Origin of the sequence: Photorhabdus namnaonensis (assembly GCF_001684335.1) — a bacterium.
Classification (GTDB): Bacteria; Pseudomonadota; Gammaproteobacteria; order Enterobacterales; family Enterobacteriaceae; genus Photorhabdus; species Photorhabdus namnaonensis.
Genome location: NZ_LOIC01000032.1, coordinates 17,346 through 38,913 on the forward strand (window position 1 = coordinate 17,346; position 21,568 = coordinate 38,913).

The following is a 21,568-nucleotide window of genomic DNA, read 5'->3' on the forward strand; positions in this document are numbered from 1 at the left end:
TTCATACCGCCACTTACTGCACATCTTATTTGAGCTGGCCTTTTTGATATTTACCGGCTGCTTTAACAAAACCACTAAACAACGGATGGCCATCACGAGGAGTGGAAGTAAATTCTGGGTGGAACTGACAAGCCACGAACCAAGGATGATCTGGAATCTCAATAATTTCCACTAACTTATGGTCTACTGAAAGACCCGCTACCCGCAGACCAGCGGCTTCAATACGTTTTAGCAGTAAATTATTCACTTCATAACGATGACGATGACGCTCAACAATCGTATCTGCTCCATACAAGGCGCGCACTAAGCTATCTTTTGTCAGGTGGCATGGCTGACCACCCACACGCATCGTTCCACCAAGATCACTCTCTTCGCTACGCACTTCTAAATTACCGTCTTCATCACGCCATTCAGTGATCAGGCCAACAACCGGGAATCGGCAATCTGGCTCAAATTCTGTCGAGCTGGCTTTTTCCAAACCCGCAACATGGCGAGAAAACTCAATCAATGCCACCTGCATGCCGAGGCAGATCCCCAGATAAGGGATTTTGTTCTCACGCGCATAACGGGCGGTCATAATTTTGCCTTCCACACCACGGCCACCGAAACCGCCAGGAACCAGAATCGCATCCAGTCCCTTCAATAATTCAACACCACGAGTTTCAACATCCTGCGAATCAAGCAGTTTGATGTTAACCGTCAGACGATTTTTCAATCCACCGTGCTTCAATGCCTCAATCACGGATTTGTACGCATCAGGCAGTTCAACGTATTTACCCACCATCCCAATAGTGACTTCACCAGAAGGATTAGCTTCTTCGTAAATGACCTGCTCCCATTCAGATAAGTTTGCTTCCGGGCAATCAAGGCTGAATCGTTTACAAATATAATCATCTAAGCCTTGAGATTTCAATAGCCCTGGGATTTTATAAATGGAATCAACGTCTTTTAGGGAGATAACCGCTTTCTCCGGCACATTACAGAAAAGCGCAATTTTTGCCCGTTCATTAGCGGGAATGACGCGATCTGAACGACAAATCAGGATATCCGGTTGAATACCGATAGAGAGTAGTTCTTTTACCGAGTGCTGAGTAGGTTTAGTTTTGACTTCTCCAGCCGCCGCTAGATAAGGCACCAGTGTCAGATGCAGATATAAAGTGTGTTCACGGCCAACTTCTACCGCCATTTGACGAATCGCTTCGAGGAACGGCAGTGATTCGATATCACCGACAGTACCGCCAACTTCCACCAGCACCACATCATGACCTTCTCCACCACTGATGATGCGATCTTTAATTTCATTGGTGATGTGAGGAATAACTTGAACAGTCGCCCCCAAATAGTCGCCACGGCGCTCTTTGCGCAGTACTTCGGAATAAACCCGCCCCGTCGTAAAGTTATTGCGGCGAGTCATTTTAGTACGGATGAAACGCTCGTAGTGACCTAAATCGAGATCAGTTTCAGCACCATCTTCGGTAACGAAAACTTCCCCGTGTTGGATTGGACTCATCGTACCTGGATCGACATTGATGTACGGGTCCAGTTTCATAATCGTCACATTGAGTCCACGGGCTTCGAGTATAGCCGCCAAAGAGGCTGCGGCAATGCCTTTACCCAGAGAGGATACGACCCCGCCGGTCACAAAAATATAATTAGTTTTCATGCTGAACCTGAAAGTTTAGGTTTAAAGGATGATGGATATAACCAGGACGGGAAAGCAGTATACCCGAACCTTAAATTCGCCACAAATAATCTGAACGCAAATAAGGTATTTTTCCCGCGTTTTGTTGTCCCACATTAACCCCATCTCTGCTTAAGCACAGCCGGTTCATTCGTTGTACGTGGATAACAGCCCCTTTCATAGCATTGTCAATGTCAACATGAGCACAGACACAAACTTTATTTTCCATGAAGTCAATCGCGCCTGTTTATTCTCAATGTCGGATGATTTTATTGCTTTAATTGATTAAAAAACAGTATTATTGCTTCTATAGTGATCATTTCACCTAAATCACACTCAACCCAAAGGCCCCATTATAGGTAACAGTCACTTATGATTTAAGGAGCGGCGTCATGATTACACTGACTCAGGAACAATTCGATAAAATTATTGATATAGAGGACAATACTTATATTGAAAAAATCAGGCAATGCATTTTGTCAGAACATGCCGACTTGGTTGTGCATGAGGATGAGAAAAATTTGCATAAGCGACTTAAAGAAGCCTATCGGTATTTAATCGAAGACCTGGGCTTTAAAGATAAAAAGCTGATTAAATCATACCTTTATTTAACTGCCTTCAATCTTAATTTCCATGATACTCCAGAAATCAAAAATGCCCTTGAAGCAGGAGAAAACCCGGAACAACAATACAAAGATATCTTGAGAATAATAGATAAATTGTTGAAAAGGAGCAATTAACATGCCTTTACCTCTGGTAGTTCCGGTCGCTCTGACTGCTGCCGAATATGCGGCATCAGCCCTTGCGGGCATATTAGTCGGCGTTGGTGTGGGCCTCGGCGTTACGGAAATGACAAAAGACAAGGATGATGAAAAAGAGCAAGCGGAAGCCCGAACGGATGTGATCAGTACAACAAGGGAGGAATGCAAGGCTTGCCCCGCCATTGAGAAAGTGAGTCCCAGTTGGGAGAGTACCAGTTCATATTCACAGGTTACCCTTGATTATCAACTCCAGATAGCAAAAACCGTTTACAAACCGGACGCAAAACTCATACAAGTATGGGAATGTCTGGGGGTCAGTTTTGATGGCTGGCGACCAAAAGCATGCCTATTTCTGGAATCTAAAGCTAAATATGATCAGTTTTTTAGGAAGGGAAAGCCAATGGGGTGGTGGACGGGAAAAGATTCAATGAGGAACCAAGGAGGACGGCAGCAAGAAGTATGCACTTCATTGAATGGCATTCCACGTTCCCACTGGCATTTTATGGAACCTATGAGCGCGGCTTACTATTCAAAAGAGTTTTCTAAATATCCCAATATTAAAGTATTTCATACCCCCTTATTCAGATAATGCGAGATAACAAATGATCATTTTATCACCAGAAATAAAGCTGTATTTTGACCGGCAAGAACCGTTGAGTCCCCAAATAGTATTAACTGATTTATATAGAATTACTCAGCAAATCGATCACTTTTTTGGCCGTCATAAGGCTTGGTATTTGACAGGCCATACTCGTAAAGAAGCATTAGAACACCTTGTTTTTGAAGAGAACCACCCGACGGAAAAAGCGTTTCAAATGTTTGAAAAAAATTACAAAGAAAATTTTCCTTTTATAGGAAAAAGTATTTGGGATGGCGAAGATGATGATCTTGCCTGTTCCCTATTTTATGAGAACTATCGTAGTGACAGGTTAGGACAAACTGAGATAACAATAGATCTTAATATTGACGAAAAAGAGTTTCAGTTTTCACGGTTGATTGATTTTATTACTTTTTTAGTTCTCAGTCGTAATGCTCCCTACATTATGGTAGAAACTAACGGTTATACCTTGAAGCAAAATCAGGTATTCCCCGACAGGCTGAGTGCTGGGTGGATGATTTATTTACCCTTCGTTATAGACCCCTCATTGTTACCAATGGCAGATGAAATCTTGCCTATTGCAAATGATAAAGAGCAATTAGGCACATTAATCATCACCAAAAAAGGCATTTTTGACGGCGAAAATCAGAACGATATTGATAAAGCCAATGATGTTGAAATTCAGTTGTTAAATCTGGGATTACTGCCATTAATTACTGAGGTTTAGTCTCTACCCTTATCAGGTAGGTATTTCATACTCCCTTATTTAGATAATCTGAGGTAATACATGAATATTTTATCGCTAAAAATAAAACTATATTTTGACTGGAAAGAATCTTTGACTCCTCAAGTGGCACTGGCTGATTTGTATAAGATAACACAACAGATTGACCAACTCTTCGGGCGTCAAAAAAACTGGTATTTGACAGGTCATACTCGTAAGGAAGCATTGGAACACCTTGTTTTTGAAGGGGGCCACCCGACAGAAAAAGCGGTTCAGGTGTTTGAAGAAAGTTACAAAGAAGATTTTCCTTTTATAGGAAAGAAAATCTGGGATGGTGAAGTTGATGACCTTGCCTGTTCCCTATTTTATGAGAACTACCGTAGAGACAAGTTAGAACAAACTAATATAACAATAAGACTCAATATTGACGAAAAAGAGTTTCAGTTTTCACGGTTGATTGATTTTATTACCTTTTTAATTCTCAGTCGTAATGCTCCCTACATTATGGTGGAAACTAACGGCTATACCTTGAAACGAAATCAGGTATTTCCCGACAGGTTAAGTGCAGGCTGGATGATTTATTTACCCTTCGTTATAGACCCCGCATTATTACCAATGGCAGCTGAAATCTTGCCTATTACCAATGATAAAGAACAATTGGGGACATTAATTATCACCAAACAAGGCATTTTTGACGGCGAAAATCAGGATGATATTGATAAAGCCAATGATGTTGAAATTCAGTTGTTGAATTTGGGATTACTGCCATTAATTACTGAGGTTTAACGGCAATTGCGTTGTTTTATGTTTTTACATTCAGGCAACGCTACATTACTACTAATCAGGATATTTTATTCCCTATGATGCATTATTTTATTACCATTTATTTCATAGGTAGTGAAATTTAATCCCTGCAAAAAGCTATCATCATGTGAGCTAAAAATAACAATTTTCTCTTCTGCAAGAGAAATCATCAATTCTATTAAAAATGTTATTGAATCTGAGTCAAGGCCATTTGTTAGCTCATCAAAAATATAAACATCTGCATCCGTAATAAAAGCTGAGGTCAATAAGAATTTCTTTTTTGTACCAAGTGACATTTGCCCATATTCAATACCAGAATATTTAGATATGCCAAAACCATTTAAATAGTAATCTAATTGATGTCTTAGATTATTTTTCCTATAACGTTTGCATAGCTTTATCACATCCATCCCAGTAATAAAGTTATAAAAATCAACATTATCCGATACATAAAAACCATGTTTCTGTAAATTAAATCGATATTTTTTCTCCTTTTTTATAAAGTTAATCATTCCTTTTTTAACCTTATTCATACCCGCAATACTTGAAAGAAAAGTCGTTTTACCCGACCCATTCATTCCCGCAATACGGTTCAATCCAACATAAAAATTACAATTGCTTTCTGAAAAAATAATTTTATCATTAATAATAACTTCCAGTCCAATAACTTCAAGCATAAATAACCCCCAAAAAGCATGTAAAAGAGACAATAACACAGAGAATAATAAGTTTCGTATACTGAGTTCTCAATAAAGAAATAAATGAGAGAATAACTGAAAGAAAAATATAGGATATAAACATAATAACTGAAAATGATTTCACCACAAAAAAACAAAAAGCAGAAATTAAAATAGAAAATAAAAACAAAGAAACCAAATAATTATAAAATAAAAATTTTTGCATAGACAAAAAATTAAATAAATATGAAAATCGATTTATTTCAATATATGAGAGATTATAAAACAATAACATGCACATATAGATAACAACACTGAAATATGTTAGTAATATATAATCAGCCTTGGCTGGAATTTGAGAAAACGCACTTTCACATAATATATATAAAATCAGAACAGATAATCACATAATAAATGACGATGTTTTATTTTTATGGAAATGGCATCGTAGGTTTATAATATAAGGTGATAAAAAAAATCCTGATGAGAATAATTTCTTATGTTGATTAATTGTGTGACATGATGCAGAGCTTAAATATAATCTAAACGCTATTAATAAAATAGCCGATGTAAAAATAAAATTATACAATACTCCATTTCTCAATGATGCAGAAAGAATAAAGAATGCAGCAACCAAAATAAAACATAATAAATTTAACTCAAACAAGCAAAATCCAATTACAGCAAAAGAAACAATCAAAAACAACATAGATGAAGAATAATATAAAGAATTAGCATTTCCAGAAAAAAAACCTAAAGAAAAGAAAATAATCATCGGAAAAGCACTATAAATGAAAAAAATGATACTACAAAGAAACAATGTTTTTTTATCTACCAAAGAAACAACAATTGAATTTTTCCTCGCTGTAGGAAAAAACCTTATATTAACCAAATAAAATAACACATACATTATTAAGGATATGGAAAAGCAATAAAACGATTTGATATATACCCGTCATCTTTCAAGTTGCTTCTTTGTTGGCTGCACTCACTCACCCCGGTCACATAGTTCTCTATGCTCCCGGGGATTCGCTCCCTTGCCGCCGCGATGCATCTTGAAATCCATAGGGTATAGTTCTCTGGAGTAACAATATTCGAAGACAAGATAATTAAGAACTCAATTACACCACTGGCTTTTGCCGGAAGTAATAAGAAACAAAGAAATATAATGACATTTTTGTTCCCGGACGCAAATTTTTTTATTCTGTCTCTATACTCCAATGCATCAGCTATTATTAAATTCATACAATCCCCTAAAACCAAAATCTAAACAACGTCCTTTGTGAGTCTTTCGGAAATTTCGTCCTAGAATGTAAATACAAATAATTACTAAACACAATACATTGATTTTCCCTTAAATGCAATCGGTATTGATTTTCCTTTTGATGTATAAATATATTGATATCCATAAGCATTGAGTAAACCTCTTCCGTACATTTAAAATTATTGAGTAATGGTGAAAACGATATTCCAACTCTATCTTCTATTCTTGAAAATATTCTTTTTTGAAAAAACTTATCATTGGAAAAACGAGAAAGACATTCATCATTAAATAATAATCCAGACTTTTCTCCATATTTATTCAAAATAAAAGTTCGTCAAGATAAGGTTTAAAATAATATCATTCGTTAATTTATCACCAATAGATAACCTTATACTATTATCTGTGGTCTTTAAATAACCTAATGGGAAAGTATTTATTTTTATCCCATTTTCAATGACTTTATTTTTAAATAAATTAATATTATTAAAACCTCCTGAAAAGAAAATAAAATTAGCTTGACTTATAGTTACATGAATATCATTTAGCTTTGATATCTTATCTATCATAACATCTCTATATTTTTTATATTTAATATATTCGATATATCAATTTTACCTTCATTTATAATATCTAGAACTAACTCAAACAGAGCTCAGGGAAATTTATTCAACACAAATTTCCCTCTTAAAAAAAATAAAAACCCCAGCTTTCAGGCTATTATTTCCGGTTACTGTTTCTTAACCCGTTGCCACATTTGTTCCATTTCTTCCAATGTTGCTGCTTCCAAGGTTTGGCCTCTATTTAGGATCAATGTTTCTACTTCTCTAAATCGGCTCTCAAACTTATTGCATGCTTTTTGCAATGCAATTTCCGGTTTGTATCCGAGATGACGGGATAAATTAACAACGGCAAATAACAGATCGCCAATCTCTTCTTCCAGATGCTGTTCATCAACCACCGCCTGATGAGCTTCATCCATCACTTCGTCGATCTCTTCGTAAACTTTGTCCAGCACCGGCCCTAAAGTATCCCAGTCAAAACCAACCGCGGCACAACGTTTCTGTATTTTGTAAGCTTTCATCAATGCCGGCAGACTTGCCGGAATGTCATCAAGCACCGAATGGAGATCTTTTTGCGCTCTTTCCTGCGCCTTATGTTTTTCCCAACCACCGATAGCCACATCACCGCTGATATCCCGCTGATGACCGAAAATATGTGGATGGCGGCGCTCCAGTTTATTGCTAATCGCATCGCAGATATCATTAAAATCAAACAACTGTTGCTCTTTGCCCATTTCAGCATAGAACACTACCTGAAATAACAGATCGCCCAATTCTTCTTTTAGATCAGAAAAATCACCACGCTCAATGGCATCAATGACTTCATAAGTCTCTTCTAATGTATAAGGTGCAATAGTTTTAAATGTCTGTTGTTTGTCCCAAGGACATCCCTGTTGAGGGTGGCGCAACTGCGCCATAATCTCTAATAACCGTTTTATACCCGTCATCTTTTAAGTTGCCTCTTTGTTGGCAGATGATTTCATTTTTTATCCAAATTTTCCCGCGGTCAGTTGCCATGAAGACGTTTGGCTTCAATAACATCCAGTAACTGATTGATTTTCGCCAAAACCCGCCCCAGTACTTGCAGGTTATAAATCTCAATATTCATATCGATGGTAGCAATCTGCTGTTTTACATCACTGCGGCTACTCACCCCAAGTACGTTCACCTTCTCATTCGCCAGAATCGTGGTGATATCACGCAATAATCCACTGCGATCGTTCGCAACGACACGCACAATCAGTGAGTAACCACTGGAATAGCTCTCTCCCCAAACCGCATCCACCACCCTTTCAGGCGCACTCGCCTGCAACTCTGCCAGTTGTTCACAATCAACCCAATGGATAGAGATTCCCCGACCACGAGTGATAAAGCCGACAATCTCATCGCCGGGAATTGGCTGGCAGCAACGGGCAATGTGATGCATCAAGTTACCCACACCTTCTACCACAATCCGTCCATCATCTTTAGCAGAACTGCGCTGAGAATGTGATTTACTTTCTAAATTGCGAAGCGCTTCCCGATCCGCATCCTCCGCGGTAGTTTTCTTGAGCTTGCTTTGTAAGAAATTGACCAATTGGTTAATACGGATATCACCAACCCCAATTCCCGCCAGCACTTCATCAAGGGTATGGACGTTATAACGAGCAATGAGCAGCTTTTCCGCCTCTTTTAAGCTGAGATCCAAGTGTTCCAGCTCGTTATCCAGCATCTGACGACCAGCAATGATGTTTTTATCCCGATCCTGTTTACGGAACCAGTTATGGATTTTCGCCCGACCGCGGCTGGTGGTGACATATCCCAAGTTTGGATTTAACCAATCACGACTTGGGTTCGGATGTTTCTGTGTGATGATTTCAATCTGATCGCCCATTTGCAATTGATAGCTGAATGGCACAATGCGACCACTGATTTTCGCCCCAATACAACGATGCCCCACATCGCTGTGAATATGGTAGGCAAAATCCAGCGGCGTAGAACCGGTAGGGAGATCAATAACATCGCCTTTCGGTGTAAATACATATACCCGATCATCAAACACCTGGCTGCGAACCTCGTCCAGCATCTCACCAGAATCAGCCATTTCTTCCTGCCATGCGATCAGTTTACGCAGCCATGCAATGCGTCCTTCATATCCGGCACGACTGCCCGCCATTGCTCCCTCTTTATATTTCCAGTGGGCGGCTATTCCCAATTCCGCATCTTCATGCATCTGACGGGTACGGATTTGAATCTCCAATGTCTTACCACCCGGACCAAGCACGACGGTATGAATGGATTGATAGCCATTCGGCTTCGGGTTAGCAACATAATCATCAAATTCATCCGGCAAATGACGATAGTGAGTATGTACTATCCCCAATGCCGCGTAACAATCCTGCAAGCGTTCAACCACAATCCGCACAGCCCGAACATCAAACAGCTCATCAAATGACAGTGATTTTTTCTGCATTTTGCGCCAAATGCTGTAGATATGTTTAGGACGCCCGTATATTTCAGTAGTGACGCCCTCCTTGAGCGTATACTTGCGTAATGTCTTGACAAAGTGATCAATATACTGCTCACGATCAATTCGGCGCTCATGCAGTAATTTCGCAATTTTTTTATATTCATCAGGATGAAGATAACGGAAGCAGTAATCCTCAAGCTCCCATTTAAGTTGACCAATGCCTAGTCGGTTAGCAAGCGGCGCATAAATGTTGGAACACTCTTTCGCAGCCAGTACACGCTCATCTTCAGTCGCCTCTTTAACTTCCCGCAAATGGGCAATCCGCTCTGCCAATTTGATAATGACACAACGAAAATCTTCCACCATCGCCAGTAGCATCCGGCGAACATTATCAACCTGTACAGAGCAGATTGAATCGTGATGAGTGGCTTTTAACTGGCGAATGGCGTCCATTTCCATAACGCCTTTCACCAGATTGGTAATCACACCGCCAAACGCCCCGGTGACGGTTTGATCGTCAAGTAATTTAGCTTCCATCAACGGGAATAGTAGCGCAGCACGCATGCTGTCATTATCCATACTTAGCGTAGAGAGGATCTCAACCATCTCTACACCACGCCATAACAGAAGTTCTGAATCAGGATGATTTTGCGCTTTTTCGTGACAATAACGCCAGGTTTCGGCTAATTTCTCACCCAATTGAAGATTCGCTACATTTAAACTAGCGATCCACCTGTTTACTGCAAACTCTCCCGCAGGGGTTAAATGAGCACTTCTTACCGCAACCATAATCTCTCCCGATTACTTCATAGCTTCTATCCAACCACGATCTAACGACTAAATAGCGCCATTGACTCCAGATGGCCTGTATGCGGAAACATGTCCAGCATCCGCACACTGATAATTTGATAGCCAGCCTCAAGCAGAATCTTACTGTCCCGCGCCAATGTTGTTGGATTACAAGAGACGTAGACCACTTTTTCCGGGGCCAACTTGACAATGTGTGACATAACCCCTGCCGCACCAGCCCGCGCCGGATCTAATAAAACCTTGTTAAACCCCAATTTCGCCCAAGGTTGCTGATGTATATCGGCTTCCAAGTTCTCATGGCAGAAAGATATGTTATCCAAATTATTTAATCTGGCATTATATTGCCCATTAGCCACCAGCGTGGCAACCCCTTCGACTCCGACCACAGATTGCACTACGCGACCAATAGGTAAGGTAAAATTCCCCATTCCACAGAACAGATCGAGCACCCTGTCATTCGGTTGTAAATCGAGCCACTCTATCGCCTGAGCAACCATTTGTTGGTTCACCTGATCGTTAACCTGAATAAAATCTCTTGGACTGAAAACCAGTTTCAAGCCACCTACTTGATACCAAGGTTCCGGCGGTTCATTCAGTGATTCAAGTGAGGTTTCATCCGCCGCTAGATAGACAGCGACGTTATGTTGCACGGAAAATGTGCATAGTTTCTCTCTATCTTCCCGTTTCAAGGGATCAAGATGGCGCAATATGATCAATGGACCATTATCGGCTAGCACTAGTTCCACATGCCCCAACCGTTTAACCGCTTTCAAGTTATTCAGACACTGAGATAATGGCTGCAATAACTGTTCCAATTCAGGTTGCAAAACAGGGCACTCTTTTATCGCCACTAATTCATTGGATTGATTTTGACGAAATCCCATCACCAATTGGCGCTGTTTTACTCGATAATGTAAACCAAGCCTTGCCCGACGCCGATAACCATATTCGGGACCGAGAATCACCGGCTTGGCAGAAACCGTTACACCGGTTTCCCGTCTAATCAGATGTTCGAGGACGCTGGCTTTACTCTCACGTTGTAAATCAGGTACAACATGTTGTTGCTGACAACCGCCACATACTCCAAAATGCGGACAACGGGGATTCACACGGTATGGACTGTCAGATAAACGCTTAACCAACTTTGCTTTTGCAAACTGACGCTTCTCTTCCGTTAGTTGTACCTGTGCTTGTTCACCGGGCAATAATCCGGCGATAAAAATAGTTTTACCCTGATAGCGAGCTACACCCTGCCCTTGGGCATCCAGATTATCGGCAGTCACTGTGATGATATGTCGATTTACTATTCGGCGGTTGGGGGAATAAAATTGCACCATGATTCTTACGGACTATGAATTATTAAGTTCTTATTTTCCCACAATGGACGATTATGACCAAATATAGCTTACGCATCCGCATGATGAGCCTGATCCTGGTTCCAATTTTACTGGTTGGCATGTTTTTCAGTATCTCATTCCTCTGTTATCACCATCGTGAACTGAAAAACCAAATTGTTCGATCTGGAATCAGTATTATTGAACCCCTTTCCATCGCCAGTGAAATTGGCATAAACCTGCATAACCGGGAACGTGTCAATTCATTGATAACCCGGCTCCATCGCAGAAATTCTGAGATAGTTCGGGCGATTGCCATTTTTAATGACGATAATGAACTATTTGATATATCAAACTATAAATACAATGCGGCTCAACTACAGATCTCGCCAGAGATGCCTCTGCCAAACACATTGACAAAAACGGAGGTTAAAAACAGTATTATTTTACGCATACCCATTATTTCAGAACACTATTTGTCTCAGAATCAGCAGCATTCTGACGTCTCCTCTTTACATCCGATTGGTTATATCGCCATTGATCTTGATTTACGGTCCGCTCACTTACAGCAATATAAAGAAATCGTTATTTTTATATTACTATTGCTCATTTGCCTTGGTTGGGCATCGCTGTTCGCCTACCATTTGGTTCGTAAGATCACGAAGCCAATCAGCGATATCGTCAGTACTGTCGATAGAATTCGCCAAGGACAGTTAAACAGCCGAGTCAATGGGAAATATTTTGGTGAATTAGATACACTGAAAAATGGCATTAATGCAATGGCTAAATCGCTCTCCAGCTATAAAGAAGAGATGCAAAACGATATTTATCAGGCAACATCAGATCTGCGGGCAACAATGGAGCAATTCGAAATTCAGAATGTTGAGCTGGCAATAGCGAAAAAACGCGCTCAAGAAGCAGCCAGAATAAAAACGGAATTTCTGGCAAACATGTCTCATGAATTACGCACACCACTTAATGGCGTCATTGGCTTCACCCGCCAAGCACTGAAAACACCTTTAACAATACAGCAAACTGAATATCTGTATATTATCGAGCGTTCCGCTAATCATCTACTGAACATTATCAATGATATACTGGATTTTTCACGGCTTGAAGCGGATAAATTGGTATTGGAAAACATTCCATTCCTGCTACAAGATACGATTGATGAAGTTATGGTGTTACTAACACTCAGCGCCAAAAGTAAGAATATTCAGCTAACTCACCATGTTGATCCCCAAATACCAAATCTGGTCGTAGGCGACCCTACGCGCCTCCAACAAATATTCACCAATATCATCGGTAACGCGATTAAATTCACTGACCAAGGTTCTGTAGAGATAAATATCAATCTGCTACAACAGAAGCACCATAAAATCAATTTAGAGATTACGGTCAGCGATACAGGTATTGGTATCAGCCCTGAACAGCAACCTCATCTATTTCAGGCTTTTCATCAAGCAAATGCCAGCATTTCCCGCCGTTATGGCGGCACCGGCCTCGGTCTGGTTATTACACGGAAACTGATCCAAGAAATGGGCGGAAATATCAGTTTTACCAGTGAGCCGAAAAAAGGTTCTGTTTTCCGTTTTGATTTATGGCTAGGAAAAAACGATTTCATTCTAACCGGCTCGGTTGTACCACAAAAGACGCTTATCCATCCCCCACGTTTACCGATGACCGTCATGGCCGTTGACGATAATCCAGCTAACCTCAAACTAATAGGCTCATTACTGGAAGAAATCGTGGAAAAAACCGTGCTATGTAGCAGTGGAGAAGAAGCTTTGCAGTCAGTAACCACTCACCATTTTGATGTTATTCTGATGGATATTCATATGCCAGGTATGGATGGCATCTGTACTTCCGACCGCATCCACCAACTACCGCAGCACCGCAGTACGCCGATCATTGCGGTTACAGCCTATACTTGCCGACCAAAGAGCGATACAGATCAATCGCCATTTGAGGATTTCCTGACCAAACCTCTTGATGAAGATCGCCTGAGATCGGTGTTAAATCGCTACGTTAAAACACCAAAATCACCACATATTAACTGGACATTAGCACTACAACAGGCCATTGAAAAAGAACAGTTAGCTATTGATATGTTGCAAATGTTGGTAGATTTACTGCCAACGATTAAAACAATCACAGAAAAAGTTTTGTCAGGGGAAACGGTGGAAGATTATCAGCAGCAGATCCATAAACTACACGGTAGCTGCTGTTATAGCGGCGTGCCGCAACTTAAAGCCCTCTGCCAATTAATTGAACAACAATTACAACAAGGCGTTCAATTAACAGATATAGAACCCGAATTGTTGGAACTAGCAGATGAAATTGATAATGTCCTTACCGCCGCAAAAAAAATATTGAGTAGCGGCGAGAAGATCAATTACACACAATAAATTTGCGATACTCTTCATAAGCATAATTATCTGTCATGCCACTGATGTAATCCTGAATAAGACGAGCGCGATAATAGAATTCCATCAGCTCTTTTTCAGATTGATCAGTGGCAACAATTTTCTCCACAGCTTCACTATAAGCGAGACGATGTTTGGTGGAAAGTTTGTGTAACAGCCGAGTTTCCATAAAATAATCTTTGTGGAAATTGTTCTGGTTGAGTTCCACAAAATCCTGACGGGACATCTTCAATAACGGATAATAAAAATCCAATAACCCATTGATGATTCGGTATCCCTGCAACTCTAATTTTTCAATCTCTGGATGATTAAACACTCTCTTACAAGCAATGTTTTTCAATGTTCCAAGCAACCGATGCTCCTCGCTCTTATCTTCAAGTAGCGCTTGATTAAATGAACCCTCAAAAACAGCCGGCAGATGATCAATAAAACGACGAGCAGTGTAAGGCACAAGCTTACCGGTAATATAAACCCGCAGATACATAAAAAATTGGTCCTGCTGACTTCGACGTAATTCGTTACCGTGAAGTCCCTTGTATGCCTTTCTGACCGTTAAGTCGAATAGATCCCCGGTCCGATGACCGCCATTTTCTTGCCACTCCTGTTCCAAATATCCCATCAGGGTATCGACGCTAAAAATCGCTTTTTCAACAGCATCATCCAAATCAGCAATGCAATAAGAGATATCATCCGCCGCTTCCATAATATAAGTCAGTGGGAAACGACAGAATTCCCCCATTTTAAGCTCACGACGTAATTCGCGAACAAAATGCGCTTCCGACCAATAAAAACCCGGTTTTTTCATCAAGTAATTAAATTGATTTGGTGTTTCTTCAAGACGAAAAGCAGGACCAGTATATTTTAGAATACAGCCAACTTGGGCATAAGTCAGATTGAGTTTTAATAAGCTATGCACCATACGAATAGCTTGAGCATTCCCTTCAAACTGACACAGATCTTTACGCAACTGGCGACGAAAGAGATCTCTTTTCACATCGCCACACAAACGCAATGCGGGGATTTCGCATCGATCTTCCCGCTTAATATTTTCCAGGGAAAAATTAAGATCGAGCTTTCTGGCAAACCAATCTTTAATCGCCGCTTCACCAAAATGACCAAATGGCGGATTACCAATATCGTGTATTAAACAAGCCATTTCAATCAAACTTTCAAATGATAATAGCCGTTTATCCAACCCGTAATCGGCCAGCAAATTATTCGTTCTTAATTCATGAATAATCGTTTTCGAAATATGGCGTCCAACCTGTTGCACTTCCAATGAATGCGTCAAGCGACTGCGAACAGCGGCATTATTTTCCAGTGGAAAAACCTGTGTTTTCTGCTGTAAACGGCGAATAGCCGCTGAATTTATAATTCGCCCACGATCACTTTCAAACTGGCGAATAACCTGTTCTTCATCATTAGGATCAATATGATACTGACGATATTTGCGCTGATAGTTAAGCTTCTGACTAAAGTCTATCCCGGACATTTATCCCCCGACTTGTGAGATAGCACTGTTTTACATCACAGATTACCTGATTGTTCCGAATTCAATGTTAAACTCAAACACGGGATGATTTTATATGATTAATTAATCAACAGCGAGTATGACATCATGAAAGTAGGCGTGATAGGTGCTATGGAGCAAGAGGTGACTTTACTGCGCGATCAAATTGAAGATTGCCAAACACTGTCACGAGGTGGTTGCGAAATCTATACCGGTAAGCTCAACGGCGTGGAAATCGCACTGTTAAAATCCGGTATTGGTAAAGTTTCTGCCGCAATTGGTACAACTTTGCTGCTTGAACATTGTCAACCTGATGTGATTATTAACACCGGATCAGCCGGTGGCCTTGATCCGAAGCTACAAGTCGGTGATATCGTGGTATCCAGCGAAGTTCGCTATCATGACGCTGATGTCACCGCGTTTGGTTATGAACCCGGTCAGATGGCACAATGTCCTCCGGCTTTTGTGGCGGATGACCAACTCATCGCTCTGGCGGAAAAGTGTATTCATTCACTGAATCTGAACGCGGTACATGGGCTGATTTGCAGTGGTGACGCCTTTATTAATGGCGCGGAACCCCTTGCACGTATCCGGGCGACGTTCCCACAAGTGACAGCGGTAGAAATGGAAGCCGCGGCGATAGGGCATGTCTGCCATCAATACAACACTCCGTTTGTCGTTGTGCGTGCTATCTCCGATGTGGCAGATAAAGAATCTCATATCAGCTTTGATGAATTTCTTGCCGTGGCAGCCCGTCAATCTACATTGATGGTCAACGCAATGCTGACAACGCTGAGTAAAGATAAATAAGATATTACTGACACGCCCTGATTAATATTTTCGGGCGTGTTTGCCGGCGATATATACCCTATGAATTTCAAGTTGCATCGCGACGGCAAGGGAACGAATCCCCGGGAGCATAGATAACTATGTGACCGGGGTGAGTGAGTGCAGCCAACAAAGAGGCAGCTTGAAAGATGACGGGTATATTTCATGTTTTAAAGAGCGTACATCTATGAAATGGATAAAAAGCACGAGTTCAATTGGGTTATTGCTTTTACTGTTTCTCGGTAGTTTCAGCCATTTTCTGTATGCCACTCCCTTGCGGGTAATCAGTTTATCGCCGTCAACCACTGAATTAGCCTACGCCGCCGGATTAGGCGACAATCTAATTGCCGCCAGCGCCTACTCTGATTATCCCCCTCAAGCCCGTAAACTTGAGCAAGTGGCTAACTGGCAAGGCATCAATCTGGAACGCATTATTACTCTTAAACCTGATCTGATTCTGGCATGGCGTGGCGGTAATCCTCAACGTCCACTGGAACAACTGGCGGCTTTTGGCATTAAAATCTTTTATTCCGATCCCACCGCCACCGAACAGATAGCGCAAGATTTAGAACGGCTCGCTGAATATAGCCCTCACCCAGAACAAGCAAAAAAATCCGCGACTGAACTTCGTCAACGATTTGCCAATTTGCAACAAAAATATGCTGCCACGACACCAAAACCGGTCTTTTTACAATTCGGCACTTACCCTCTGTTTACCGCTTCAGGACATACACTGCAAAGTGAAGTGCTTTCAATCTGCGGCGGCAGAAATATTTTTGCCGACAGCCCCGTCCCCTGGCCCCAAGTCAGTCGGGAACAAGTACTGATCAGGAAACCTGAGATAATTGTTATCAGCGGCGGGCAGGAACAGGTCAGATTAATTGAAAATTTCTGGCATCCACAATTGCGGGCCAAAGTCATTACATTACATGAAGATTGGTTTCACCGCGCGGGACCGCGCATCATTCTGGCAGCCGAACAGCTATGCCAGCAATTGAACGATGATGGTTCCTGATAAATCAGAATCAGTTAAAGGATGACAGGAATATCCCGCAAACAGGTCATGTTATATTCACAGACCTATCGCGGGAAATCGCCCGGAATTAGATACTGAAAGAAGAGCCGCAACCGCAGGTTGTCTTTGCATTAGGGTTGGTGACGATAAAACGTGAACCTTCCAAACCTTCGGTATAATCTACACAACCGCCAACCAAATATTGTAGGCTCATCGGATCAACAACCAACTCCACACCCTGCTTCTCAATGGTCATATCACCTTCATTGATTTGATCATCAAAGGTAAAACCATACTGGAAGCCACTGCATCCTCCACCGGTGATATAAACCCGTAAACGCAAGTTTGGGTTTTCTTCATCCGAAACCAAGATTTTCACTTTGTTAGCGGCAGCATCCGTAAACTGCAAAGGTAATGCGATATCATCGCTCATCATTTTTACTCCAGACTGGAACCCGGCAAAGATATTTAGAAGACAACAAAAATTTGCCGATCATTAATAACCCGGATTATCCAATACCTTATTAGTTCGTTCAAGTTTTGTCATTTTGACAACACACCAACCGCCAAAAAATTATCACACCTGTGGCTTACTATTGCTGGCCTGTTACGATAACCTCAAAGGGCAGTAAACCGCCATTATAGTTAAATCCTTAGTCAATCAATTTACAATAAGAAGGAAAAATATTGATTTATCATCATGATTAGTTACTTTATTGAATATTTATCAAAGTAATCACATGGAGTTCCTATGCGAAAAATGTTACCACTGATGCTTGTCGCCGCGCTGGCAAGCTGTGCTATTCATAGCAAACAAGCCGATATTGACAGCTATACCGCGAAAAAAATTAATGAAATTATAGACAACCAGGTAAAACCGGGAAATAAAGATAATCCAGGTGAAATAATAAAAAACGTCTCTTATCAATTCCTGGGCACACCTTATGCCGCAAACAAACTTATTGGTTCCCCGACTGAACCCGAAAAATTAGTGATAGATTTTAGCGGGTTAGACTGTTTTACTTTCCTTGATTATGTAGAATCGCTAAGGAAATCCAACGACCAAAATGATTTTGTAAAAAATCTCATCCAGACAAGATATATCGACGGAAAGATTAGCTTTTTGCAAAGAAAACACTTCTTTACAGATTGGTCAACCAGAGAAAAATTAAATGCCAAAGATGTAACGGATGAAATAAGTCCTTCTTACATAACAATCACAAAAAGCCTAAATAAAAAGGCTGATGGTAGCGAATATATCCCCGGACTGGGTGTCACCAAAAGAGAGATCAAATATATTCCAGGTGATAAGGTCAATGATGCCGTTATTAAGAACTTAAAAACGGGCGATTATATTGGAATATATACCCATCTTGCCGGGCTGGATGTCACACATACAGGGATTTTTATTATGACGGATCATGGCCCAATGCTGAGGAATGCATCCTCACTTGCTGCGAATAAAAAAGTTGTCGATTCACCATTTCTTGATTACGTAAAGAATAAACCCGGAATTATCGTTCTAAGAGCATTATAATCCGTGGGGCAAACGGCAAATCCACTTAAAACTAGATTCAGGAGCCTTTCATGAGCCAATCCGACATCCTCTATTCTCAGGCAAAGCAACTTATTCCCGGCGGCGTCAACTCTCCGGTACGTGCATTTAATGGCGTTGGCGGTACTCCGCTGTTTATCAAACATGCTGATGGCGCTTATCTCTATGATGTTGATGGTAAAGCCTATATCGATTATGTCGGTTCCTGGGGGCCAATGGTGCTGGGACATAACCACAGCGCTATCCGTAATGCCGTTATCAAAGCCGCGGAGCAAGGGTTGAGTTTTGGCGCCCCCACCGCCGCCGAAGTGGAAATGGCGCAATTGGTGACTGAACTGGTGCCATCGATGGATATGGTGCGCATGGTTAACTCAGGCACCGAGGCGACCATGAGTGCTATCCGTCTGGCTCGTGGCTATACCAACCGCGATAAGATCATCAAATTCGAAGGTTGCTATCACGGCCACGCTGATTGTCTGCTGGTGAAAGCCGGTTCTGGCGCGTTGACCATCGGCCAACCAAACTCGCCAGGGGTTCCGGTTGATTTCGTCAAACATACGCTAACCTGTACCTACAACGACCTACACTCTGTCAGAGAAGCGTTTGAACAATATCCCGAAGAGATCGCCTGTATTATTGTCGAACCGGTTGCGGGTAATATGAACTGCGTACCGCCGCAACCAGAATTCTTACCCGGTCTGCGCACGCTGTGTGATGAGTTCGGTGCTTTGTTAATTATCGATGAAGTGATGACCGGTTTCCGCGTCGCCCTATCCGGCGCACAATCTTGTTACGGTGTCGAACCCGATATAACTTGCCTTGGCAAAATCATTGGCGGCGGTATGCCCGTTGGCGCTTTCGGCGGACGTTATGAAGTGATGGAGAAATTAGCGCCAATTGGCCCTGTTTATCAGGCAGGAACCCTATCCGGCAACCCGATTGCGATGGCTGCCGGCCTTGCTTGTCTGAAAGAAGTTTCTCAACCTGGCGTTCATCAACGCCTGACTGAACTAACAGATAATCTGGCGGCTGGCCTGACGAAAGCAGCAAAAGAGGCTGGCATTCCTTTGGTAATCAACCATGTTGGCGGGATGTTCGGTATTTTCTTTACTGATGCAGAAACCGTCACTTGCTATCAGGATGTGATGAATTGCGATATTGAGCGCTTTAAACATTTCTTCCACCTGATGCTTGATGAAGGGGTTTATTTAGCGCCTTCCGCATTTGAAGCGGGTTTTATGTCTATCGCTCACACTGATGAAGATATTCAGCGTACTGTTGATGCGGCCGCTCGCTGCTTTGCCAAGCTGAAATAGTTTCTTTTTTTCAAATAATAGCGCCGTATTTTTACGGCGCTCACTCTTTCCATCCTTCGAATGGGTCACAAGATTGTTCTTGCTGACACCGCTCTTCTTTACTCAGAAAATCATTGGGTATAGTTGTTCCCTTCAATGCCGCAAAAAATCCGCCCCAGCCGTGTGGTTTACAGGATAGTATTACATCTCCTGTCTTAGGATCTTTTCGAATAAAAACTTTATCAGAATCAAACCGATAAGCTGCTGGCAGGCGTACCGCTTGACTCTTCCCATCCATAAACAATTTAGCTTTATGGCTCATACAACCTCTTGATATTGACTGGAATATCCCAAATCCTATCACAGATCTTGATACATAAATCAAAAGAGATTTGATAATCATGAACTGATAAATCAATTTGATGTAATACTCACCGCTACGATTGCTACTGAAATATCGTAACTTGAATCATAGGCTCAGCGCCGTTTTAGTGGATGTATAATTCCGTTGGAAGTCCTATGCTTAACCTGACTAACTTTATTGAAATACCAAATTTAACCCAAAAGTTAAATTAACCCTTGATTTAAATATACCTATCAGTTAATTTTGTTCCAACTTAATAGGGGACATGTATGTTTGAACTGATATTTCACGAAGAGGCTAACAACGAGCTCCAATCGCTAGACGACACTATGAGAGGTAAAACGATACTGGCGCTTGATAAGCTAGAAGCTGAAGGGAACAAGTTGAGGTATCCGACAACAGAGCCGCTAAGAGACGGGCTATTTCAACTGAGAGTAGGCAACAAAGACATCACCAGAACAATTTTTGCTTATGCTAAGGGAAAAAGAATTTATATACTTCGCACATTTATAAAGAAAACCCCGAAGACTCCACCGACAGAAATCAAACTGGCATTACAAAGATTAGAGGAAATGACAGATGAAAGTTAAGGGTATTCCATTTTCAGAAGTGAAGGCGCAAGCCCTCTCATCCCCCAAAGCTCAAGCCGCTTATGAAGCAGCTAAACAGGAAGAAAAACTCTACGAACTAATCCAAAGCATGAAACAGAAAGCAGGTATTAATAGTTCACAGTTAGCCGAACGACTAGGAATTACCCCACCGGCAGTAGCTAAGGTTGAAAAAAACCCAATGAAAGCAAGTATTGCAACACTTGAACGCTATGCAGCAGCTTGTGGAGTAAACCTCAAAATTACTATCGCATAATACGTTAATCCCAATACCTGATATCTTAATCAAACTTTATGGTAAAGAT

22 protein-coding genes are annotated in these 21,568 nt (G+C 41.3%); 11 read left to right on the plus strand and 11 right to left on the minus strand.

Annotated elements, in window-relative coordinates; translation table 11 throughout:
* Positions 1–25: 25 nt before the first annotated feature.
* Complete coding sequence (gene pyrG, locus Phpb_RS06205) at positions 26–1,663, minus strand: glutamine hydrolyzing CTP synthase (protein WP_065389604.1); 1,638 nt, start codon at positions 1,661–1,663, stop codon at positions 26–28.
* A 70-nt stretch (positions 1,664–1,733) separates the two neighbouring features.
* Positions 1,734–1,910, minus strand: a complete 177-nt coding sequence (locus Phpb_RS25955; RefSeq protein WP_165603272.1) for a hypothetical protein — start codon at positions 1,908–1,910, stop codon at positions 1,734–1,736.
* 163 nt (positions 1,911–2,073) lie between these two features.
* Between Phpb_RS25955 and Phpb_RS06210 the strand changes: the two genes are divergently transcribed.
* The 4 genes from Phpb_RS06210 to Phpb_RS06225 are packed head-to-tail and all read left to right on the plus strand — an operon-like array spanning position 2,074 to position 4,550.
* Positions 2,074–2,421, plus strand: coding sequence for a hypothetical protein (locus Phpb_RS06210; RefSeq protein ID WP_065389605.1), 348 nt, complete (start codon positions 2,074–2,076; stop codon positions 2,419–2,421).
* Position 2,422: 1 nt separating this feature from the next.
* Complete coding sequence (locus tag Phpb_RS06215; protein ID WP_065389606.1) at positions 2,423–3,031, plus strand: restriction endonuclease fold toxin 5 domain-containing protein; 609 nt, start codon at positions 2,423–2,425, stop codon at positions 3,029–3,031.
* 13 nt (positions 3,032–3,044) lie between these two features.
* Positions 3,045–3,767, plus strand: coding sequence for an Imm52 family immunity protein (locus Phpb_RS06220; RefSeq protein ID WP_065389607.1), 723 nt, complete (start codon positions 3,045–3,047; stop codon positions 3,765–3,767).
* A 60-nt stretch (positions 3,768–3,827) separates the two neighbouring features.
* The gene (locus Phpb_RS06225; RefSeq protein ID WP_065389608.1) at positions 3,828–4,550 is read left to right on the plus strand and encodes an Imm52 family immunity protein; all 723 of its coding nucleotides are present in this window, start codon (positions 3,828–3,830) and stop codon (positions 4,548–4,550) included.
* Positions 4,551–4,615: 65 nt separating this feature from the next.
* Here the strand turns inward: Phpb_RS06225 and Phpb_RS06230 are convergent, their stop codons facing one another.
* The 6 genes from Phpb_RS06230 to rlmD form a co-directional block, all read right to left on the minus strand.
* Positions 4,616–5,245 carry an AAA family ATPase gene (locus Phpb_RS06230; protein WP_065389609.1) on the minus strand — a complete coding sequence of 210 codons (630 nt, stop codon included), beginning with the start codon at positions 5,243–5,245 and terminating at the stop codon, positions 4,616–4,618.
* Positions 5,246–6,498: 1,253 nt separating this feature from the next.
* Positions 6,499–6,831: a TauD/TfdA family dioxygenase gene (locus tag Phpb_RS27515; protein WP_131817497.1), complete on the minus strand. Its 333-nt coding sequence runs from the start codon at positions 6,829–6,831 to the stop codon at positions 6,499–6,501.
* On the minus strand, positions 6,824–7,075 hold the full coding sequence (locus Phpb_RS06245; protein ID WP_065389612.1) for a hypothetical protein: 252 nt from the start codon (positions 7,073–7,075) through the stop codon (positions 6,824–6,826). Before Phpb_RS06245 ends, Phpb_RS27515 begins: the two co-directional genes overlap by 8 nt.
* Positions 7,076–7,236: 161 nt before the next feature.
* Positions 7,237–8,016, minus strand: a complete 780-nt coding sequence (gene mazG, locus Phpb_RS06250) for a nucleoside triphosphate pyrophosphohydrolase (protein WP_065389613.1) — start codon at positions 8,014–8,016, stop codon at positions 7,237–7,239.
* 59 nt (positions 8,017–8,075) lie between these two features.
* Positions 8,076–10,307, minus strand: a complete 2,232-nt coding sequence (gene relA, locus Phpb_RS06255; protein WP_065389614.1) for a GTP diphosphokinase — start codon at positions 10,305–10,307, stop codon at positions 8,076–8,078.
* A 41-nt stretch (positions 10,308–10,348) separates the two neighbouring features.
* Positions 10,349–11,665 carry a 23S rRNA (uracil(1939)-C(5))-methyltransferase RlmD gene (gene rlmD / locus Phpb_RS06260; protein ID WP_065389615.1) on the minus strand — a complete coding sequence of 439 codons (1,317 nt, stop codon included), beginning with the start codon at positions 11,663–11,665 and terminating at the stop codon, positions 10,349–10,351.
* Positions 11,666–11,718: 53 nt separating this feature from the next.
* Between rlmD and Phpb_RS06265 the strand changes: the two genes are divergently transcribed.
* Positions 11,719–14,070, plus strand: coding sequence for an ATP-binding protein (locus Phpb_RS06265; RefSeq protein WP_065389616.1), 2,352 nt, complete (start codon positions 11,719–11,721; stop codon positions 14,068–14,070).
* On the opposite strand, the gene dgt is transcribed toward Phpb_RS06265, so the two are convergent.
* The gene (gene dgt / locus Phpb_RS06270; protein WP_065389617.1) at positions 14,054–15,580 is read right to left on the minus strand and encodes a dGTPase; all 1,527 of its coding nucleotides are present in this window, start codon (positions 15,578–15,580) and stop codon (positions 14,054–14,056) included. The two genes, Phpb_RS06265 and dgt, sit on opposite strands and share 17 nt — an antisense overlap.
* Before the next feature lie 126 nt (positions 15,581–15,706).
* Between dgt and mtnN the strand changes: the two genes are divergently transcribed.
* Positions 15,707–16,408 carry a 5'-methylthioadenosine/S-adenosylhomocysteine nucleosidase gene (gene mtnN, locus Phpb_RS06275; protein ID WP_065389618.1) on the plus strand — a complete coding sequence of 234 codons (702 nt, stop codon included), beginning with the start codon at positions 15,707–15,709 and terminating at the stop codon, positions 16,406–16,408.
* Between the two features lie 205 nt (positions 16,409–16,613).
* Positions 16,614–17,441 carry a vitamin B12 ABC transporter substrate-binding protein BtuF gene (gene btuF, locus Phpb_RS06280; RefSeq protein ID WP_109396566.1) on the plus strand — a complete coding sequence of 276 codons (828 nt, stop codon included), beginning with the start codon at positions 16,614–16,616 and terminating at the stop codon, positions 17,439–17,441.
* Between the two features lie 88 nt (positions 17,442–17,529).
* Here btuF and erpA read toward each other — a convergent pair whose 3' ends face one another.
* Positions 17,530–17,874 (minus strand): iron-sulfur cluster insertion protein ErpA, encoded by a 345-nt coding sequence (gene erpA, locus Phpb_RS06285; RefSeq protein ID WP_036781943.1) that lies wholly within the window; start codon positions 17,872–17,874, stop codon positions 17,530–17,532.
* Between the two features lie 318 nt (positions 17,875–18,192).
* Here erpA and Phpb_RS06290 point away from each other — a divergent pair, with 318 nt between their 5' ends.
* Both Phpb_RS06290 and hemL read left to right on the plus strand, forming a co-directional pair.
* Complete coding sequence (locus tag Phpb_RS06290; RefSeq protein WP_065389619.1) at positions 18,193–18,978, plus strand: DUF1460 domain-containing protein; 786 nt, start codon at positions 18,193–18,195, stop codon at positions 18,976–18,978.
* A 50-nt stretch (positions 18,979–19,028) separates the two neighbouring features.
* Positions 19,029–20,312: a glutamate-1-semialdehyde 2,1-aminomutase gene (hemL, locus tag Phpb_RS06295; RefSeq protein WP_065389620.1), complete on the plus strand. Its 1,284-nt coding sequence runs from the start codon at positions 19,029–19,031 to the stop codon at positions 20,310–20,312.
* 40 nt (positions 20,313–20,352) lie between these two features.
* On the opposite strand, the gene Phpb_RS06300 is transcribed toward hemL, so the two are convergent.
* The gene (locus Phpb_RS06300) at positions 20,353–20,613 is read right to left on the minus strand and encodes an antitoxin (protein WP_065389621.1); all 261 of its coding nucleotides are present in this window, start codon (positions 20,611–20,613) and stop codon (positions 20,353–20,355) included.
* Positions 20,614–20,924: 311 nt separating this feature from the next.
* On the opposite strand from Phpb_RS06300, the gene Phpb_RS06305 reads away from it, so the two are divergent.
* On the plus strand, positions 20,925–21,245 hold the full coding sequence (locus Phpb_RS06305; RefSeq protein WP_065389622.1) for a type II toxin-antitoxin system RelE/ParE family toxin: 321 nt from the start codon (positions 20,925–20,927) through the stop codon (positions 21,243–21,245).
* A complete protein-coding gene (locus Phpb_RS06310; protein ID WP_065389623.1) occupies positions 21,235–21,519 on the plus strand; it encodes a helix-turn-helix domain-containing protein in 285 nt (94 codons plus the stop codon). The genes Phpb_RS06305 and Phpb_RS06310 overlap by 11 nt, the downstream gene beginning before the upstream one ends.
* Positions 21,520–21,568: the final 49 nt, after the last annotated feature.

Excerpts from the sequence above, each read along its gene's own strand:
- pyrG (WP_065389604.1), bottom strand. The coding sequence starts at position 1,663 with ATGAAAACTAATTATATTTTTGTGACCGGCGGGGTCGTATCCTCTCTG.
- Phpb_RS25955 (WP_165603272.1), bottom strand. The coding sequence starts at position 1,910 with ATGGAAAATAAAGTTTGTGTCTGTGCTCATGTTGACATTGACAATGCT.
- Phpb_RS06210 (WP_065389605.1), top strand. The coding sequence starts at position 2,074 with ATGATTACACTGACTCAGGAACAATTCGATAAAATTATTGATATAGAG.
- Phpb_RS06215 (WP_065389606.1), top strand. The coding sequence starts at position 2,423 with ATGCCTTTACCTCTGGTAGTTCCGGTCGCTCTGACTGCTGCCGAATAT.
- Phpb_RS06220 (WP_065389607.1), top strand. The coding sequence starts at position 3,045 with ATGATCATTTTATCACCAGAAATAAAGCTGTATTTTGACCGGCAAGAA.
- Phpb_RS06225 (WP_065389608.1), top strand. The coding sequence starts at position 3,828 with ATGAATATTTTATCGCTAAAAATAAAACTATATTTTGACTGGAAAGAA.
- Phpb_RS06230 (WP_065389609.1), bottom strand. The coding sequence starts at position 5,245 with ATGCTTGAAGTTATTGGACTGGAAGTTATTATTAATGATAAAATTATT.
- Phpb_RS06245 (WP_065389612.1), bottom strand. The coding sequence starts at position 7,075 with ATGATAGATAAGATATCAAAGCTAAATGATATTCATGTAACTATAAGT.
- mazG (WP_065389613.1), bottom strand. The coding sequence starts at position 8,016 with ATGACGGGTATAAAACGGTTATTAGAGATTATGGCGCAGTTGCGCCAC.
- relA (WP_065389614.1), bottom strand. The coding sequence starts at position 10,307 with ATGGTTGCGGTAAGAAGTGCTCATTTAACCCCTGCGGGAGAGTTTGCA.
- rlmD (WP_065389615.1), bottom strand. The coding sequence starts at position 11,665 with ATGGTGCAATTTTATTCCCCCAACCGCCGAATAGTAAATCGACATATC.
- Phpb_RS06265 (WP_065389616.1), top strand. The coding sequence starts at position 11,719 with ATGACCAAATATAGCTTACGCATCCGCATGATGAGCCTGATCCTGGTT.
- dgt (WP_065389617.1), bottom strand. The coding sequence starts at position 15,580 with ATGTCCGGGATAGACTTTAGTCAGAAGCTTAACTATCAGCGCAAATAT.
- mtnN (WP_065389618.1), top strand. The coding sequence starts at position 15,707 with ATGAAAGTAGGCGTGATAGGTGCTATGGAGCAAGAGGTGACTTTACTG.
- btuF (WP_109396566.1), top strand. The coding sequence starts at position 16,614 with ATGAAATGGATAAAAAGCACGAGTTCAATTGGGTTATTGCTTTTACTG.
- erpA (WP_036781943.1), bottom strand. The coding sequence starts at position 17,874 with ATGAGCGATGATATCGCATTACCTTTGCAGTTTACGGATGCTGCCGCT.
- Phpb_RS06290 (WP_065389619.1), top strand. The coding sequence starts at position 18,193 with ATGCGAAAAATGTTACCACTGATGCTTGTCGCCGCGCTGGCAAGCTGT.
- hemL (WP_065389620.1), top strand. The coding sequence starts at position 19,029 with ATGAGCCAATCCGACATCCTCTATTCTCAGGCAAAGCAACTTATTCCC.
- Phpb_RS06300 (WP_065389621.1), bottom strand. The coding sequence starts at position 20,613 with ATGAGCCATAAAGCTAAATTGTTTATGGATGGGAAGAGTCAAGCGGTA.
- Phpb_RS06305 (WP_065389622.1), top strand. The coding sequence starts at position 20,925 with ATGTTTGAACTGATATTTCACGAAGAGGCTAACAACGAGCTCCAATCG.
- Phpb_RS06310 (WP_065389623.1), top strand. The coding sequence starts at position 21,235 with ATGAAAGTTAAGGGTATTCCATTTTCAGAAGTGAAGGCGCAAGCCCTC.